We start from the raw sequence: 16,853 nt of genomic DNA, 5'->3' as shown, positions 1-16,853 counted from the left end.
ATAATAATGTTTACGTTAACTAATATCATTACTGTTGATGTGTCGATACTTTTGGTAACAGATCTTAAGTGATTCTTTAAACGGCTATAATTAAAGAAAAACCCTTCGAACTGTAAAAAAAACAGTTTGAAGGGTTTCTTGTTAGTTTCTGAAAACAAACTTCTCGTTTAGTATGGCGAATCTGATCGGTGTATGTTCTTATCGGTAATAACCTGCATTATGCAGTTTCTATTTCTTGCCTAACAACTGTTGAAGCTCATCCAGTTCTATCTTCGCTTCCGGTTGGAAGTCCTCACTTTTTACATATTGTGCAAGGCTGTAAAGTAACTGGCGCCCTTCTGTCTGTTTAATCAATTTTTCATAATGTAGTGCTCCAACCAGCAGCTTGCCTTTTCCAACTTGGCATTCAAACAGCAGCCCCAGCTTATGATTACGTTCAAAATTATCGATGGTTTGAACGAAAGGTTGAACATTCTCTGCGACTTTATCCAAAATAATAGACCGTGAATTCATAACGATATGCCACCAAGGATAAGTGGAATGGTTCTCACTTGGAAAGTGCTTCAATGCCGGGTGTGAGTTATTGATTAGAAGGCCTAGTGTGCCGACGGGAACTTGCTTATTCATGCTTTCCGAAATGGATCGGAACATCGGATAACACCAGAAATCGGTACAATATGTGCCTTCGACTGAACTGTCGTTATCTTCGAGTGTTGGGAGCAGCAGCACGCTCTCACCTTTTTCAAGTAAGGCAATTACTTCATCGGACAATTCCTTATAAATATAGTCATGTTCAATAGCTGTCACATCATGATCAGGGTATACCCATAGGTCATATTGTTTCCGAATATCGGTACCTGGAATATGCAGGGATAGAGTGATTGGCGTCATCTTTTTCACATCAGGCAGCTTGAACTTTATTTGGCTAATCTCAAACCAAGTTTCTCCAGATACAAAGGAAATCTCGTCTTTTCCTTGTGCAATCCGCTGATCCGAATCACGCATTTCCCACTCCACAGTCTGACCCCTCAATGAATCTGTTCGGTAGTACCTTAATTGAATAAAGGCATTGAAATCTTCACCCGAATTGTAGTTAAATTTCTCGAATCGGGCCAGAAGTACTGCATCGGAGCAATACGTCCTCCACTCCTCAGGAGTAACCAGCCCTTTCGGATCCATGAAGGCATCCAAAATACCTACCAGTGCGGTCCCCTGTCCACTAAAGTCCTGAAGATCGAGCAATTGAAATCCTGCCAGATGATTGGATCGAAATGCCGCCTCAAGCTCCTCCTTATAGCAGGCTACTGCAAGTTTGCCAGAGCTTTTGAAAAAGGGTTCAGCCAGATGTCCCATTCCTTTGGATTGCAATCGTTCCCGAAACACCTCGAAGTTTTTTGCCTTCAGCGATCCGGTATACTTCTCGATCTCTTCATAATTGGGATACATGGCATATTGTCCAATCTCATGGGAGATGACGGGTAAATGTGGAATGAGCTGTTGTTCAACAGAAGCGGCTTTCACGATCTTGGCCTCCGTGCCATATTGAATTTGAATTTCAGATTCTTCTGCTTGAATTCTCTCATTCTCTGAAACTGTTCCAACGGGCAAAATCATGTCGTTGTAGTCCTTCAGAGTACCAGGCACGTCGGTTTGAACATGACCCAACGGGGCATCACACATGGCATAAGAGCCGCGGAAAAGTCTATCTTTGGAAAAACGTACGCCACAGTAAAAATCTTCTTCCTCTAGAATCAGCGGAGTGAACTGAAAATTGTTTGAACCCTGGGTGTACAGAGGGCGTGGATCAAATGCTCTATACGCTTTGATAATGGCATTCAGTCTTTCTTTGCTGCCCCAAAGTTCATTACCGAGTGACATCATTACAAAAGAAGGATGATTCCCATACGACTTGAGCATGGCAAAGCCTTCACGAATAAGATAGTCCTGTTCAGCCTGATTATGCTGTGGGTCAAGTTCATCCGTGATTGTTCCCCAGAATGGCAATTCAGGCTCCATATAGATGCCAAGCAGATCTGCAGCGGTGAACGCTGCTTCAGGCGGACAACAGGTATGGAAACGATAATGATTTATACCGTATGATTTGGAAATGCTCAGGATTCGCAGCCATTCATCCACATCGGTTGGCGCGTAACCTGTAAGTGGGAAGATTAGACCATCATGTTTTCCACGAAGAAAGGTCTTTCGACCGTTGATGGTAAAAGCATCTCCATTCGCTTCAAAATCTCGCAGTCCTGTTATGATTTCAGTTGTATCCAGCACATCGCCATGTTCACCCATCAGAGTAAGGGTCAGCACATACAGATGTGGGTCAGAATCACTCCAGAGAAATGCGTCGTCTCCCATGTTGTAGAGCACATGAACTTCGTCCTGGCTACATGGATAGGTTTGCTCATTCACCACATGATTTCTGTCTGATGCCACATATCCATGAGTCTCTTTTAAGAGGGGCTTGAAGGTTTGCGCAGTAACGGACAATACAGTACCTGGTATCGATTTGGACAATGTACTTGTGATTCTGAATGTTCGCTCTTTAGCATTGGGATAGATCTGTACCTCACCCAAGTGCACGTCGTGGTAAAAATGAAGCTCCAGCTTCCCGGTAATTCCGTTCCAGTTGGTCTGAGTATCGATGGATGTAAGATGTCCGCCTTTCGTCGGATATTCCGTATTATCGACTCGGATGGTGAGGGTGTGTTCTCCCTGCGATAGCCCTTCCGGTAAGCTGTATATATGGGGGGTGTTAAGACTATCCTGTGCTCCAACTTCTTCACCATCGACCCATAACTTGGTTATGCGCGTGCGTTCCAGATACAAACTGCATTTCTTGCCAGCAAGCGTTGAAGGTATATCAATCTCCCTTTTCAGCCACACCCATCCTTCATATGCATATTCATCAGTCAAAGACCCGATGTGAGCTACATCATTCTTTCTTCCTTTGCGTGCATGAGAAGTCGTGTTCGGCAGCGTTATGGTATGGTCAAATGGGCCTTGAGCGCCTTGTTTATGTTCATCCAGTTGAAGCTCCCAGCTTCCCTGCAAGTTCATTTTGGTTAACATGATCTTAGCTCCTCTATACTTTATGTATACAATCTATTCTTCTGTTTACGTATTTCTATTATATAACTGTAATCTTAGTCCACCCATATAATAAAATTTATGCTGAGTATAACAATATGGAAATAATCCAAAGGTTATCGCTGACAAGTTCGTCTCTATAATGACTTAGAAATTCAAAAAAAAGTCGCCTAAAAGGCGACTAGTGCTACTTATTTGAGTAGTCAATTCTCATACGCTGTTAGATCTGACAGTCCCGGCATGTTTACTTGGTTGTATAGGCCTCTGATTCCTCATACAAATCCGCTGGCAAGGCCTGTATGAAAGGCGACCAATCGCCCGCCATGTACAGATGAAGGCGATGCATAGCGCGCGTACAAGCCGTATAAAGAAGTTTGCGTTCATTGTCGCGGCTATAAGCTCCAGACGAAGCATCATAGACCAAGACTGCATCGAACTCAACACCTTTGGCAAGGTACACAGGAATGACCATTACACCTTTTTCGAAGTTGAACGTTTCCTTTGTAACGAGCTGTAAAGCTTCGCCTCCTTGAATCTGTAACGATTCATAGGCCTTGTGGCTTTCGGCGGCGGTCTTCGTAATAATAGCGATGGAATCAAAGCCCTCGGCTCTTAGCCCAGCGATATCTGCCACCATTTGTGCATCCAGCTGCTCTCTGTCGTTGCTTCTCGTCAGCAGGGGCTTTAGGCCTTTTCTTTCAAAGGGTACAATTTCATCTCCGTCTGGAAGCATCGCTCTTGAAAATTCAACGATCTCCTTCGTTGAGCGATAACTGCGTACTAGGGAGAAAAGACTTGTTTCGGCTTCACCGTAGAGACGGACTAATGGTGAATCAGCTGCGGCTAAATTAGTAGCCTGCGTGAAGATCGCTTGCCCGAAATCGCCGAGCACGGTCATACGGGCTCGAGGAAACAGCTTTTTGAGATATTCATATTGAAATGTTGAATAATCCTGACCCTCGTCAACGAAGACATACTTAATTTCCGTGTTTGTCCGGACACCTTCAATCATTTCTTTTACATACAAATAGGGAGTCGCATCCTCATGGAACAACTCGTTCCGGAGCAGGCTTTCCTTGGTTTGACTACATATCTCAGGCCATAGCGAGGGGATAACCGTAGCATTTGTTTTCTCCCGATAAGTGGCTTCGTCAACAAACAATTCGCCATATATGCCTTTGATATCAACAAACGAGAATTTCTTGATACCTTTTCTTAGTGGGCTAAACCGTTCTTTCACGATCTTGCGGCCGAGCAGTTCCTCCTCCTTCTGGGCAAAGTCAAAATCACCTTCATCTTCTCGACGCTTCTTGCTTATTTTCTCGCGAATTTGGGCGTACTGTTCTGCGATATCAAATACTTCCTTATCTTTATGCAGTACTTCGAAGATATCCGCATACTGATCGTTGTCGAGATAATTCAATTCTTCCTTTACCCATGATTCTTCACGTTCCATACGTTCCAGGGAAGCCAGCTCTTTCAGCAGCCACTCCTGCAAGAGTACAACGCGATTTAACAAGGGCAGGGAACGATCATAACCGTAAAATTTGGCTCTCATTTGCTCCGCCGTAATCAAATTACGATTTCGAAACCGAATGCTGTTGAATCGCATGCCTTCCTGCCCCAACCAGTTTCCATAGTTCTGCAAGGCCTGCAGAAAAGCATCTGAAGCTTTATATTCGATTCCCTGAAGCCGCGCCTCATAGCCTGGAGCTTCATGCGCGGTCAGTACATATTCAATCTGATCAAAAACATCCTCCGGACGCAACGAAGAGCCGAGCCAATAGTCGAGAAATTGTTGAAAAGTGGTCTGCTGCATATTATCTTCACCGAGCTCCGGAAGGACAGTGGAAATATAACTGCCAAACATCGGATTCGGTGAGAACAGGACGATCTGATCAGCACTGATCGTCTGGCGGTGTTTGTACAATAAGTACGCCACCCGCTGCAAGGCTGCGGAAGTTTTACCGCTACCGGCTGCTCCTTGTACTATAAGCATTCGGCTTGTGTCGTTACGGATAATGGCGTTTTGTTCCTTCTGAATGGTTGCCACGATGCTTTTCATTTGTGAATCCGCACCTTTGCCGAGCACTTGCTGCAACAATTGGTCTCCAATCGTTTCGTTTGCATCAAACATGTTGCGGATTTCTCCGTTATGGATCTGAAATTGCCGTTTGAGCTCTATTGTGCCATCGATTCTTCCGATCGGCGTCACATAGGACGCTACGCCGGGGGAAGAATCGTAGTACATGCTCGCGATCGGTGTACGCCAATCATAGATCAGAAAGCTCAATCCATCTTGGTCGACAAAAGAAGATACGCCGATATAGATCTGATCGGTGTGGGCCAGACCTTTCTCCTGAAAGTCGATGCGGCCAAAATAAGGGGACGGGAGCAAACGTTTCATGTTATTCCATTGCTGCGTCAACCGCATGTGACCACGTTCCCGCTCGGCCAATACCGCGGACTGCTGGTTAATGGTGTAGAAAGTCTCTTCGAAATCTTCATGGGTGCTCGTGTTGATCGTAACTTCTTCCCAAAAGCGCTTGCGAATTTCCGTAGCCTGGTCATGCATTCCGGCAACCTTTGGCTCCAATTCTGCGATTTTGGCCTGCAGTTTGTTCCTTACAGACTCCAGCCGTTCCTGTTCCAGCTGCCAATCTTTTGTTTGCATCTCTCTAACCACTCCTTTTCCTATTTTTGGATGAAAAAGAGCATTGACAAATCAAAATTCCAGATGTAAAATTAAAGTAGGGATAAAAATAAGTACATACTTTAATTTTGTTTGTCAATGGCGCTAACGATTATATCATAGCGTTATTTTTCGTTCAATTCTTTTTTTCGTTTGCCAAAAGATGGCCTTTGAATTTATCAGGGGGTCATCTTTTTTCGTGTGTATTGGGTTTCCCTCTCCCTCTTTCCCTAACCGGACAAATGAAAGCACATAATGACAGGTTCTTGAATCAGTCTTCATCTATTATAAGAATCAAGGAGTGGTTAACCGTATGAACTGGATCGAATCATTACAGCTAGCTATTGCATATATGGAAGAACATTTACTCGAAAATATGACAATGGAGCAAATTGCAGCACAAGCTCATATTTCTCCCTTTCATTTTCAACGTACGTTTGCCTTATTAACTGATGTTACCGTAGCCGAATATATCAGACGAAGACGATTAACATTGGCAGCAAATGAACTTATACAGAGTGATCACAAAATCATTGATCTGGCGCTCAAGTATGGCTATGACACTCCTGAATCTTTCTCCAAAGCTTTTCGGAGGCAGCACGGAATTGCCCCCAGTGAAGCGCGTAAGAAGAGTACTTCTATCAAATCGTATAATCGTTTGGTTATTCAATTAAGTCTAAAAGGAGCAGAACCGATGAATCACAGAATTGTTGAACAAGCTGCGTTTACATTAGTAGGGATAAAGCAGGCTTTCTCTTATATTGATGGGGAAAACTTACGAGGCATAGCCAAAATGTGGCAGGATGCGTATACGAGTGGTACAGAAGATCGTTTATTTGAATTGAATAATGGTGTAATTCAAGGATTATTAGGTGTCTGTGTGGATCAGAACGAGATTCAGGAGAAGCAGATGGAGTACTGGATTGCTACGTCGTATGATGGTGAAGTACCTGAAGGATTATCATCCTTTACAATTCCAGCTTCCAAATGGAGTGTCTTTGAAGTCGAAGGTCCAATGCCGGAGAGTATGCAGCGTTTATGGAAGCAGATTATTTCTGAATGGTTCCCTTCCAACCCTTACAAGCATGCGGGTATACCTGAACTTGAAGTATATCCAGGACCTCATCAGCCGCCTCAAATCTGGATACCGATAAAATAAAGAGAATTATAGTATCCGTTCTTGCCCACCATTCGGACAAGAACGGTATCCATCTCCATTGAACACTTTACTTCATTTTAACGATGACCTTTCCTTTAGCACTTCCACCTTCAAGATACTGAAATGCTTGCCCGACATCCTTGAAATCATAAACCTTATCAATCACTGGTTTAATGAGACCTTCCTCCAAGTAACCCTTTATTCGCTCTAATTGCATCCCGCTTGGTTTCATAAACAGAAAATGATATTTTGCTTGGTTTTTCTTCTCAAGAGTTGTTATCTTATGGCTCACAATCGATAGCAGTGTGGTCTTTAACCAGCCTAAGTTGGCTTCTCGCCCGAATCTCGCGTTCGGCAAACCGGAAATAGATACTATTTTCCCATTCTGCTTAAGTACTTGGAAGGATTTTTCCAGCACCTCGCCTCCTATCGTGTCATACACCGCATCATATCCCGACAGTATTTCTTCAAAATTTTCTTTACGATAATTGATAATACGATCGGCACCAAGGGATTGGACCAATGCGTAACCTCTATCGCTGGCAGTAGTGGCAACATAAGCTCCCATTAATTTGGCCAACTGAATGGCGAACGTGCCAACCCCTCCTGATCCTGCGTGAATCAAAATTTTTTGGCCTTTCTGAAGGTTCAAAATATCGTAAAAGGCTTGATATGTCGTAAGACCGACCAGTGGTATGGATGCTGCTTCTTCAAAGTTTAAGTTTTGGGGCTTCAGCGCGATGTCTTCTTCATGGACAGCAATGTATTCAGCCAATGTTCCAATTCTGTCTTTACGAGGTCTGCCATATACCTCATCTCCATGTTTATAAGCGTTTACCTGTTTACCTACCTTGACCACAACACCGGAAAAATCATTTCCAAGGATCAATGGCATCTTGTAATTCAGCAGGAGCTTTACCTTGCCCTCTTTTATTTTAAAATCAATCGGATTTAAGCTTGCTGCATGGATTTCCACCAATACATCATGATCTCCGATTTGAGGAATAGGCATTTCTTTCTGTATCAAGGGAACATTCTTCCCGTATTTCTCAATTACCATGGCTTGCATTTAAATCACTCCATTACGTTTAAGAGTTTAAACATATGAACATATTATAACTAACACGTTAACAAATCAAGCATAATATCGTGATATCCAGACTGGAAGCTGGGATAAGGCTTACCTCTCTTCCAGTCTGAAGTCAAAATCCATCATAATATGCGTTAAATAACATACCCTAATCTTAGGAGACAAGGACCGCTCAAATCTTTTTAATTCGGGTCAGTTAGCGGTAAACATCCTGTCAGAACTGCTCCACCGTCAGGGTGGTTACTTACCATAAGTTCGCCTCCATGTTGCTTCATCATTCGTTGTGAGATCGTTAATCCTAATCCACTGCCTCCAGTTGCACGACTTCGAGACGTTTCCCCACGATACAAAGGTTCAAAAACGCGCTCTAATTCTTCGAAAGAGAAACCAGGTCCAGTATCACGGATTGTAAACCTGATTTTCTTGCCGTCTTTACAGCATCGGACTGTTATTGCGCCACCTGATGGCGTATATCTTACGGCATTCTCCAATATATTGTTCATCGCACGCTCCAATACATACGAATCTCCGTTAATAAAACAACCGTCAGTTAATTGGTTTAAGATAGAAATATGTTTCTGCTCAGCTTGTGGACTCACACTCTCTATCGACCTTCGGAGGATCTGTGTTAAATCTAGCGTTCTTGTGTTAAGTTCACTTTCCAAGTACTCCATTTTTGTAAAAGTGAAGAGGTCCTCAACCAATCGATCCAATTGAGCGGATTTCTCTTTGCATACGGCAATATATCGGGTGACCTTCTCCGGTGACTGAGCTATTCCTTGTTCCAATCCATCCAAATACCCCCGCAAGGCAAACAACGGTGTGCGTAAATCATGTGCAACGGCTGCGGTGACAAATCTGCGTTCTTCCTCAAGCTCCACTTGTTTACGGTGGGATTGTTCAAGCCCCTTCACCATAACTTCGAATCCATCACGGACTTCGGCAATTTCCGTGATTCTGGATTTAGGTAATTGGACTTCCCAATGTCCTGCTGCAATTTTTCTGGCCGCCTTGCTCATTTTCTCAAGAGGTTTAAGAAGGAATCTTCTCATTTCAACTCCAACCATAAAGAAAGAAAGCAGCAGTCCGAAAAATGCAGCAATCATTGGAACTCCGTTGGATTTAGGCAGATAAAGAACAACCCTCCCCAGCAATTCCCCATCCTTTATGACAGAGAACTGTTCGGTCGACGAGAATCGACTGTGACGCTTCGGGCTGGAACGATATATTTCCGCATTGGACGCAGATTCAATCTCCACATCCATCTTTGCTTTGCTCAACTCAGTATGAAGTTCGTTTTGCCAACCGGTATCCGTCCATTTATCCGTACCAACTTCAATCATGTGGATCATCTCACTGAGATGTCTTTGCAGCGTTTCATTTTGCTGTTGGCTTGTAGAGATGCTAAACGACTGAGTGTCCATAAAGTGAGCCGTGACAAAAAAGATCCAAGGCAATGTAAGCAAGAAGAATAAACAAAGCATAGTAAATGTACGAATACGGAGTTTTCTCATGTTACACTCCCTCAAAACGGTATCCTACTCCCCACACGTTGATGAGGAATTGTGGGTGGTTTGGATCGGATTCAATTTTTTCGCGAAGCCGGCTAAGATGAACCCGAATGGTATGCCTGTCGCCTACACCTTCCCAAAACTTTGCAAGCAGTTGTTCGTAGGAGAAAACCTGCCTCGGGTGCTCCGCAAATAATCGCAACAACTCATATTCTTTAGGTGTAAGCTCGACTTTTCCCCCTTCGACCAGGACTTCTCTTGCAGTCAGATTTAACTGGATGCGTCCATAATCTAAGATCTTCCCTTTCATGGGTTGCCTGGAAGTAGTGCGCCGTAACACGGCTTTCACTCTGGCAACAATTTCCCCAGGCGAAGCCGTTTTGACGATATAATCATCTCCTCCGAGCGTAAGGCCACGGATCTTGTCCACATCATCACTGCGAGCACTCAAGAAAAGGATTGGAACATTGCTGTCCCCTCGAATTCTACGGCATAGCTCAAATCCGTTTTGTCCCGGCATCATAATGTCCAGTACAATGCAATCTATGGAATGCTGTTGCAGTATGGCCCAAGCTTGTTCCGTATCACAAGCAGTCTTTACGTGAAATTGGTCATTCTCTAGAAAGTCCCTTAATAGCTCGACGATGCTCTGATCATCATCTACAACAAGTATCGTATGATACATACTCATGCTTATCCCACCTCTGCCATCTAGTTTATCATTTTTTCTTCCTTTACCAAGTCGAGACTAAATTCTGTGATGATTTGTTTATCGTTTTGTGACCTTTTTAGGACTTCCTTTGAGATATTCGTTTGTTACGATTCTAACTGTGAGTACGGACGACTTAAAGATAAGGGGATGGATGAAATGTTAACTGTTCAAATCGTGTTATTTGATGGCTTCGACCTATTGGATGCCGTTGCACCTTACGAAGTATTTTGCGCCGCTTCCATGCATACCGACAACGCCGTAAGAGTAGAGATGGTCACGGCTGAAGGTCCAAGACCAGTGACTAGTGGTATGAATGGTTTGACAATTGAAGCGAACAACACACTTGACCCGGAACGTGGGGGTATCATACTTGTGCCTGGTGCAGCCGGTAATGTTGAAGGAGATGGTCCAGACTCGATTCCTGCCATTCTTGGTAAAGCCATGAATACGGAATTGACTACAATGATCAAGACAGCTCTCGACCACAAAGACATCTTAGTCGCTACAGTCTGCGGTGGTTCCCTCTTGTTAGCTATGGGAGGACTCCTGGAAGGAAGATCTGCTGTAACACATCGTTTGGGTATGGATTTACTTGGTGCGACTGGGGCAATTCCTGTCCCGGCACGCGTAGTGGATGATGGTAATCTGGTTACTGGCGGCGGTGTGACCTCGGGGCTTGATGTTGCGTTGTATCTGGTCGAACGTGAACTGGGACCACGTATCGCACACGAGATAGAGCAGTTGTTTGAGTATGAGCGTAGAGGAACCGTTTGGAGAGCAAAGGGCATTGCGCCCACCACTCACAAGTCGTTGACGGACAACGAACCGAACATTGTAATGAATCAAACGGTAGTGACCTCTGGCATACTGCTTAATGAGAACACTCAGACAACCGTCTTTGATGGGAATTGGGACACAACAATCGCTACACCTGTCGGTAAACTGGAGGTCAAACTCTACATAAAGACAATTTCTGATGTGATCCAGGGCACAGCAACACAAGGTAACGAAACAATCCCATTTATGAACCCTGTACTCTGCGACAACAAGTTGACCTGGAGCCTGTCAATTACTAAACCTATGCGTTTGAATCTGAAATTCGAAGTTGCCGTGGATGGAGATCAAATGAATGGAATCGCTAAGGCTGGCCTTCTTCCTGCTTCCAAATTAACAGGAAAACGAATAAACTAGCCTGGTTAGCTATGTGCACAAAAAAGAGTTTCGGGGGTTGTAGTTTGATATGAAGAAACGAGGAACGTTATACGGATGGCTGGCCTGCGTCAGTATTTTCTTTATTGTGTATGCTCTAGTGAAGAACTATTGGATAGACCCTGAAGCTTCAAGCTTTTTAAGCCATAAGACCGGTTCGAAGCGTGAGCTTCATCTTCCGATCTGGCTGAATGTCATGTACGTTCATGTTGCGTTTGCATGTTTGGCCATGGTGTCTGGGTTACTCAACTTCTCTAATCGGATTTTTGAAAAGAGCCGCAGGTTCCACCGTATAAATGGTTATGTTTACATTGTGTCCGTAGCGCTTGTTGTACTGACTTCCGGTTATATGGCCCCTTACGCTACTGGAGGGAAAATAAGCAGTATCGGTTTCAATGCGCTTAATATCATCTGGCTATTCATTACGATTACCGCTCTCATTCAAATTAAACAGAAACGAATGGTTCAACACCGGAACTGGATGATTCGAAGTTATGCCTTTTGCTTCACGAACATGTTGATTCACCTCATCACTTCCCTTTTTCATCTGGGATTCGGGTTGGCTTATGTTACAAGCTACACTGTAAGTATTTATGGCTCTATTGCTTTGCTGCTAGTTATTCCAGAATTCATCATCAGAATGAACTTCAAATCAAGAACAGCCCCCGAATAATTTTTCGGAGGCTGTTCTGCATTCTAGGTTGCATCTGCCCTGAGTGGAGCTTTACTTAGTTAACATCAGCTTACTGCGGCAGTCAAACGGATCACGGTTAACTCCGGTTTTGCGAAGAAGCGCAGAGGCATTCTGGTGGTTCCAATTCCTCGGTTGACATATAGCTTTAGCGGCTTGCTTTTGCCTTGCAAAGAGTATAGTCCTGCGACATATTTGTGAGCTAATGCAGTTGTGATAAGCGGTTTAATCAAAGGAATTCTGACTTGCCCTCCATGGCTATGGCCGGACAGCTGCAGGTCAATCGGATATGCGCTCAATTGATCCGCAACATCCGGTTCATGAACGAGTAGCAGGTTGAAATCCTCATTACGGAGCGATTGCAGCGTACGCTTAACTTGCGGCTTTCCAAGCAAAAAATCATCGAGTCCGGCTATGTTTATTGTATCCCCTGTGGTGGTACGGATCGTGTGCACCTCATTGACCAATACGGTAAACCCCGCGTCCTCCATGTATTGCTTATACTTTTGGCTGCCGCCGCCTCCCCTGTCGTGATTTCCGTAAACCGCATATTTTCCGAGAGGGGCATTTATTTTCGCTAACACTCGCTGTGCTTTCATTCTATTTTCCGAGCCAAAGCGTGTGTAATGATCCATTAAATCTCCAGTGAACACCACGATATCTGGCTTCAGACGATTCATACGATCAACTAAAGATTGAAGCTGATCCACCGAATAATTAGGACCCAAGTGGGTGTCAGAGAATTGCACGATTTGAATTCCATTCATTGATATTGGCACGAATTCATTGTCGATATCCAGGCGAGTTACTGCCAGTGCTTTAGGTTCAATCTCCCTTGCATAACAGCCGATTCCTAATAGAACAAGCAATATTGCAATGGTGATCTTTCTCCATTTCACTTCGTCAGGCTTTCCTTGATCTCATTCCAAATCGGATTGTCTGCCGTACCGCGTGCTGGCTGCTCTCCTTTTTCAATGGCATCCCAATACTTCAAGTTGGGCTTCTCACTGCCTAATTCATAGTCCATCCCATCCCATGTATCTTCACGAAATGCATAGAAAGCCCAATGCCATCCGTATTCATTAAAGATAGATATCAGATCCGCCATGTAGCGATCTGCACCTTGAACCATTCGGTTCGTTCCGAATTCCGAAGCTATAATCCGGTTCGCAGGTATGTTATGATCAGAAGCCCACTTGGCGACAGGCTCGACAAATTGTTTCAGAGTCTGACGGTTAAACTCTTTTTCCGTCTCATCATCTCCAACCTTTACGCTCCCCGGATAAGAATACGTAAATCCTTTTTTCTTGTTCTGGCTTGTCATCTCATAAGGCTCATACATATGAAAAGCATACAGCACATTAGGATCATCAATCGGTTTCAGATACGTAAAAGCCCAAGGTGTTGCGTAGAGCCCCGAATCCAGAATGATGGGAGTTGTCTGGTCTACCGTCCTGATCTCTTTGGTTATCGTGTCATAGAGTGAATTCAGATCAGCTGCGGTATGTTCCACTTTGGTATACCACTCTGAATAATCCTGCGTCCAGAAGTCATGAAAACCCGTACCCGTTTCCGGATGAGGCTCATTAATCAGGTTATAGCCGATGACGGCAGGATGATTCTTCAATCGTTGTGCAAGATCCTTCCAAAACTGAGCGGCCTGCTTGTGATATTCAGTATTATTCCAGATCCGATCATCATTTTTGGCCCCGTTGAACTGCCGCCAACGATCTCCTGGTAAGCTAAGCACCGTAATAATCACTTTCATCCCTTTAGCTTCCGCGGCGTCCAGATCCGCTTTGAGTCGGGCAAAATCTTCTTCCACGATACCTTCGTACTTATCCGAGCTGCCTATCAAAAAATCTGCGTTGATATTGGCATCTGGCTTGTCGTTAAACAAAAAATCTCGATCCTTACTCCACTTATCGGGCGCAAGCCGTACAAACTCTATGCCCTGTTCCTTGGCTGCTTCATAATTGTCAGGGAGGGATGTGGAGTTCATAAAATTAGTCCCTTTTCGCTGTTCATTCCAATAGCTCATTTTCTCCGAAGGAACGGCCTCCTTCTCCTCCTGACTGCTGTTCATCCCTGAAATCTCCAATGGCTTTGGAGAAGCTGAATTAGAACTGCATCCAGCTAGTGCAATCAAAATGGCCGCTGAGAGTAAAACATTTTTTCCGATAGGCCAACTCGATTTGGTTGATATTTTCTTCAAAGTCAATCACCTCGATAGCCATCTTACCCGTTGTCTGTTACGCCAATATGACAAAACGAGCTATTATCCAATCGGAGTTCCATCGGGCAGTTTGATATCTGGTTTTAACAGAACGACATCCCCTTTTTCGGGTATTCCTCCCAGAACCAATACTTCTGATTTAAACCCAGCTATCCGGCGCGGTGGAAAGTTGACTACTCCTATGATTTGTTTCCCGATCAGTTCCTCGGCGGCATATCTTTTAGTAATTTGTGCACTTGAATTTTTTATTCCAATGTCTTGTCCAAAATCAATCTCAAGTTTGATCGCAGGCACTTTCGCTTCTGCAAAAAACTCAGCTTTTGTAACGGTTCCGACGCGAATATCCAGTTTCAAAAAATCATCAATGGTAGCCATATATATATTCTCCTCTTCTACTTGTCTAATGGTTAGAATAATTCCTGTAAATTCATGTCAAGTTCGATACTCAGAAACGTTAGAAATGGTATAAGGCAATGATTTTGCCCAAAAATAAACCCCCATGCCGAGTACGGTCATCATCCCGCCTATAAACTGAAACAGAGAGATGGTTTCTCCCAGAAATACAAAGGCGAGTATGATGGCAAGAACAGGCTCTCCAATAATACCCACAGATAAAGTCGTTGCGCCTAAAGATTTCAATAATAGATTAATTAGTAATTGTCCAAAGATGGTTGGAATTATGGCAAGCAACAAGAAATACATCCAATCTGAAGTGTTATATCCGGTCAGGGAGATATGATTGAATAGACTGTAGATAAGCAAGACACTTCCCGCAAGGAAGAAAACAATAACGCTGTACACATTTGCATTGATTTTATGACTTACTTTTTGTCCAGCAAGCATATATGCCGAAACCGCGATTGTACCTAATAAAGATAATCCATCTCCGATCAGTGCCTCTCTTGACACCCCGATGTCGCCCCATGCGATAATGACTGATCCTGCAAGAGCAGTGACCATGCATAGGATGGTAACCATGTTTGCTCGTTCCTTGAAGATGAAGTATGACCCGACCATTACAAATAAGGGCTGCAACGATAAAATGACCATGGAACTTGCAACAGAGGTATGCACCAATGACTCCATCCAAAATAAGAAATGTAACCCGAGAAAGAGTCCGGCTAACAACACAACACTCCAATCTTTTTTGTTCATCTTAAGGTTTCGAAGACTTTTCCAAGGTACAAAAGGAAGCATTAGTATTACGGTTATGAACAATCTGTACATCCCAGCTACAGAGGTTGGCGTCTCTGAGGACTTTATCAATATGGAAGAGATTGAGATGGACAAAATGCTGATAAATAGCAGCATGTACGGATGAGGCGGATACAACGATTTATTCATTTCTAAACTTGCTCCTTCAACATGTTCTATCCAAATTCTGTGCACAGGATTATAGTGATAAAACAAAGATTGGATATAATAATATCATCGTTAATGTTTTAATTGTGTAATAATATCGCTATATTATATATAAATATCATCATTCGAAAGGACACATTTAAATGTCAAAGCAGCTTCACGAGACGATTCTTTTCCCTGATGCTTCATTTCCATACATTATGTACACAGCTAATTCCGAGAAAATTATTCCTGAAGGTAGAGGATTTAATGACCTGCATTGGCATGAAGAGCTACAGATTACATTGGTTACTCAAGGAAGGTTAGTTATACAGGTAAACGGTGTTGATCATGAGCTATTGGCTGGTCAAGCTATCCTAATTAATAAGGGAGTTCTGCATGTTACGACGCATCTGACCCACAACGGACAATATGTGAGCTTTAATTTCCCTGAAAAGCTATTAGCCTTCTACGCGGATAGTGCCATGGAGAAAAATTATGTATTACCTTATACGGACTCTGCCCTGGTATCGCTGGTAATCAAGGGCGATGTAGAATGGCAACAGATTGTGCTAGATATGTTATGGGATATGAAAAAGAGATTTGATATGAAAAAAAAGTGGGGATGGGAATATGAGGTTTCCATTAAAACCGTACAATTGTGGCTAATATTGATTCATAATATTACGCTTTCCTCCGAGGAAGCGCCCAAATATGTAAAACTTCAGCAAGAGCGCCTTCAACTCATGCTCAGCTTTATCCATCAACAATATTCAACGAATATCACACTGCAAGAAATTGCTGATACAGCACATCTGAGCATCTCGGAGTGCACACGGAGTTTTAAGAAGACCATTCATATGACACCGTATGATTACTTAATTAAGTACCGGATCAAAAAGAGCATGGAGTTATTAATTTCAACCGATTATACAGTAACTGAAATAGCTCATAGGGTTGGTTTTAACCATGTAAATAACTTCATTCAGTCTTTCAAAAAACATCAAAACCAAACGCCTAAGGGTTTTCGGAATTCGAGTAATGAGATCAAACAACAAAGAAAGAATTAGTCTGTTTTCTCTGTTGTTCTGCTCAAAAAAAACCAATCCGCTTTCC

Annotated in this window: 13 protein-coding genes and 1 pseudogene; 4 read left to right on the top strand and 10 right to left on the bottom strand. The window is 43.4% G+C overall.

The window, feature by feature from the left end; all coding sequences use genetic code 11:
• Window positions 1-228 precede the first annotated feature (228 nt).
• Window positions 229-3,078 carry a DUF8487 domain-containing protein gene (locus AC4PM4_RS03460; protein ID WP_491612761.1) on the bottom strand — a complete coding sequence of 950 codons (2,850 nt, stop codon included), beginning with the start codon at window positions 3,076-3,078 and terminating at the stop codon, window positions 229-231.
• A gap of 262 nt (window positions 3,079-3,340) precedes the next feature.
• Window positions 3,341-5,770, bottom strand: a complete 2,430-nt coding sequence (gene helD, locus AC4PM4_RS03455) for an RNA polymerase recycling motor HelD (RefSeq protein ID WP_491612760.1) — start codon at window positions 5,768-5,770, stop codon at window positions 3,341-3,343.
• A gap of 331 nt (window positions 5,771-6,101) precedes the next feature.
• Between helD and AC4PM4_RS03450 the strand changes: the two genes are divergently transcribed.
• The gene (locus tag AC4PM4_RS03450; RefSeq protein ID WP_110000126.1) at window positions 6,102-6,947 is read left to right on the top strand and encodes an AraC family transcriptional regulator; all 846 of its coding nucleotides are present in this window, start codon (window positions 6,102-6,104) and stop codon (window positions 6,945-6,947) included.
• A gap of 67 nt (window positions 6,948-7,014) precedes the next feature.
• Here the strand turns inward: AC4PM4_RS03450 and AC4PM4_RS03445 are convergent, their stop codons facing one another.
• The 3 genes from AC4PM4_RS03445 to AC4PM4_RS03435 form a co-directional block, all read right to left on the bottom strand.
• On the bottom strand, window positions 7,015-8,016 hold the full coding sequence (locus AC4PM4_RS03445) for an NADP-dependent oxidoreductase (RefSeq protein ID WP_491612759.1): 1,002 nt from the start codon (window positions 8,014-8,016) through the stop codon (window positions 7,015-7,017).
• Between the two features lie 203 nt (window positions 8,017-8,219).
• Complete coding sequence (locus AC4PM4_RS03440; protein WP_491612758.1) at window positions 8,220-9,551, bottom strand: sensor histidine kinase; 1,332 nt, start codon at window positions 9,549-9,551, stop codon at window positions 8,220-8,222.
• Between the two features lies 1 nt (window position 9,552).
• Window positions 9,553-10,239, bottom strand: a complete 687-nt coding sequence (locus AC4PM4_RS03435) for a response regulator transcription factor (RefSeq protein ID WP_090949953.1) — start codon at window positions 10,237-10,239, stop codon at window positions 9,553-9,555.
• A 177-nt stretch (window positions 10,240-10,416) separates the two neighbouring features.
• On the opposite strand from AC4PM4_RS03435, the gene AC4PM4_RS03430 reads away from it, so the two are divergent.
• Window positions 10,417-11,451 (top strand): DJ-1/PfpI family protein, encoded by a 1,035-nt coding sequence (locus tag AC4PM4_RS03430; protein WP_274566986.1) that lies wholly within the window; start codon window positions 10,417-10,419, stop codon window positions 11,449-11,451.
• Between the two features lie 49 nt (window positions 11,452-11,500).
• The gene (locus tag AC4PM4_RS03425) at window positions 11,501-12,142 is read left to right on the top strand and encodes a DUF2306 domain-containing protein (RefSeq protein ID WP_488730665.1); all 642 of its coding nucleotides are present in this window, start codon (window positions 11,501-11,503) and stop codon (window positions 12,140-12,142) included.
• A 65-nt stretch (window positions 12,143-12,207) separates the two neighbouring features.
• On the opposite strand, the gene AC4PM4_RS03420 is transcribed toward AC4PM4_RS03425, so the two are convergent.
• The 5 genes and pseudogenes from AC4PM4_RS03420 to AC4PM4_RS03400 all read right to left on the bottom strand — a co-directional run.
• Entirely contained in the window at window positions 12,208-13,059 is an 852-nt protein-coding gene (locus AC4PM4_RS03420) for a metallophosphoesterase (protein ID WP_491612757.1), read from the bottom strand.
• Window positions 13,056-14,246: a glycoside hydrolase family 5 protein gene (locus AC4PM4_RS03415; protein WP_491612756.1), complete on the bottom strand. Its 1,191-nt coding sequence runs from the start codon at window positions 14,244-14,246 to the stop codon at window positions 13,056-13,058. Before AC4PM4_RS03415 ends, AC4PM4_RS03420 begins: the two co-directional genes overlap by 4 nt.
• A 192-nt stretch (window positions 14,247-14,438) precedes the next feature.
• A complete protein-coding gene (csaA, locus tag AC4PM4_RS03410) occupies window positions 14,439-14,771 on the bottom strand; it encodes a chaperone CsaA (RefSeq protein WP_063564985.1) in 333 nt (110 codons plus the stop codon).
• Between the two features lie 57 nt (window positions 14,772-14,828).
• Window positions 14,829-15,374, bottom strand: a complete 546-nt coding sequence (locus AC4PM4_RS03405; protein ID WP_491613067.1) for a DMT family transporter — start codon at window positions 15,372-15,374, stop codon at window positions 14,829-14,831.
• Window positions 15,375-15,380: 6 nt separating this feature from the next.
• Window positions 15,381-15,707: pseudogene (locus AC4PM4_RS03400) on the bottom strand (EamA family transporter); the annotation flags it as partial.
• Window positions 15,708-15,901: 194 nt separating this feature from the next.
• On the opposite strand from AC4PM4_RS03400, the gene AC4PM4_RS03395 reads away from it, so the two are divergent.
• The gene (locus AC4PM4_RS03395; protein WP_063564987.1) at window positions 15,902-16,807 is read left to right on the top strand and encodes an AraC family transcriptional regulator; all 906 of its coding nucleotides are present in this window, start codon (window positions 15,902-15,904) and stop codon (window positions 16,805-16,807) included.
• The last annotated feature ends 46 nt before the right edge of the window (window positions 16,808-16,853 follow it).

The organism is Paenibacillus sp. MDV22-iso6 (assembly GCF_058408365.1).
This window is presented reverse-complemented; position numbering and strand designations above follow the sequence as displayed.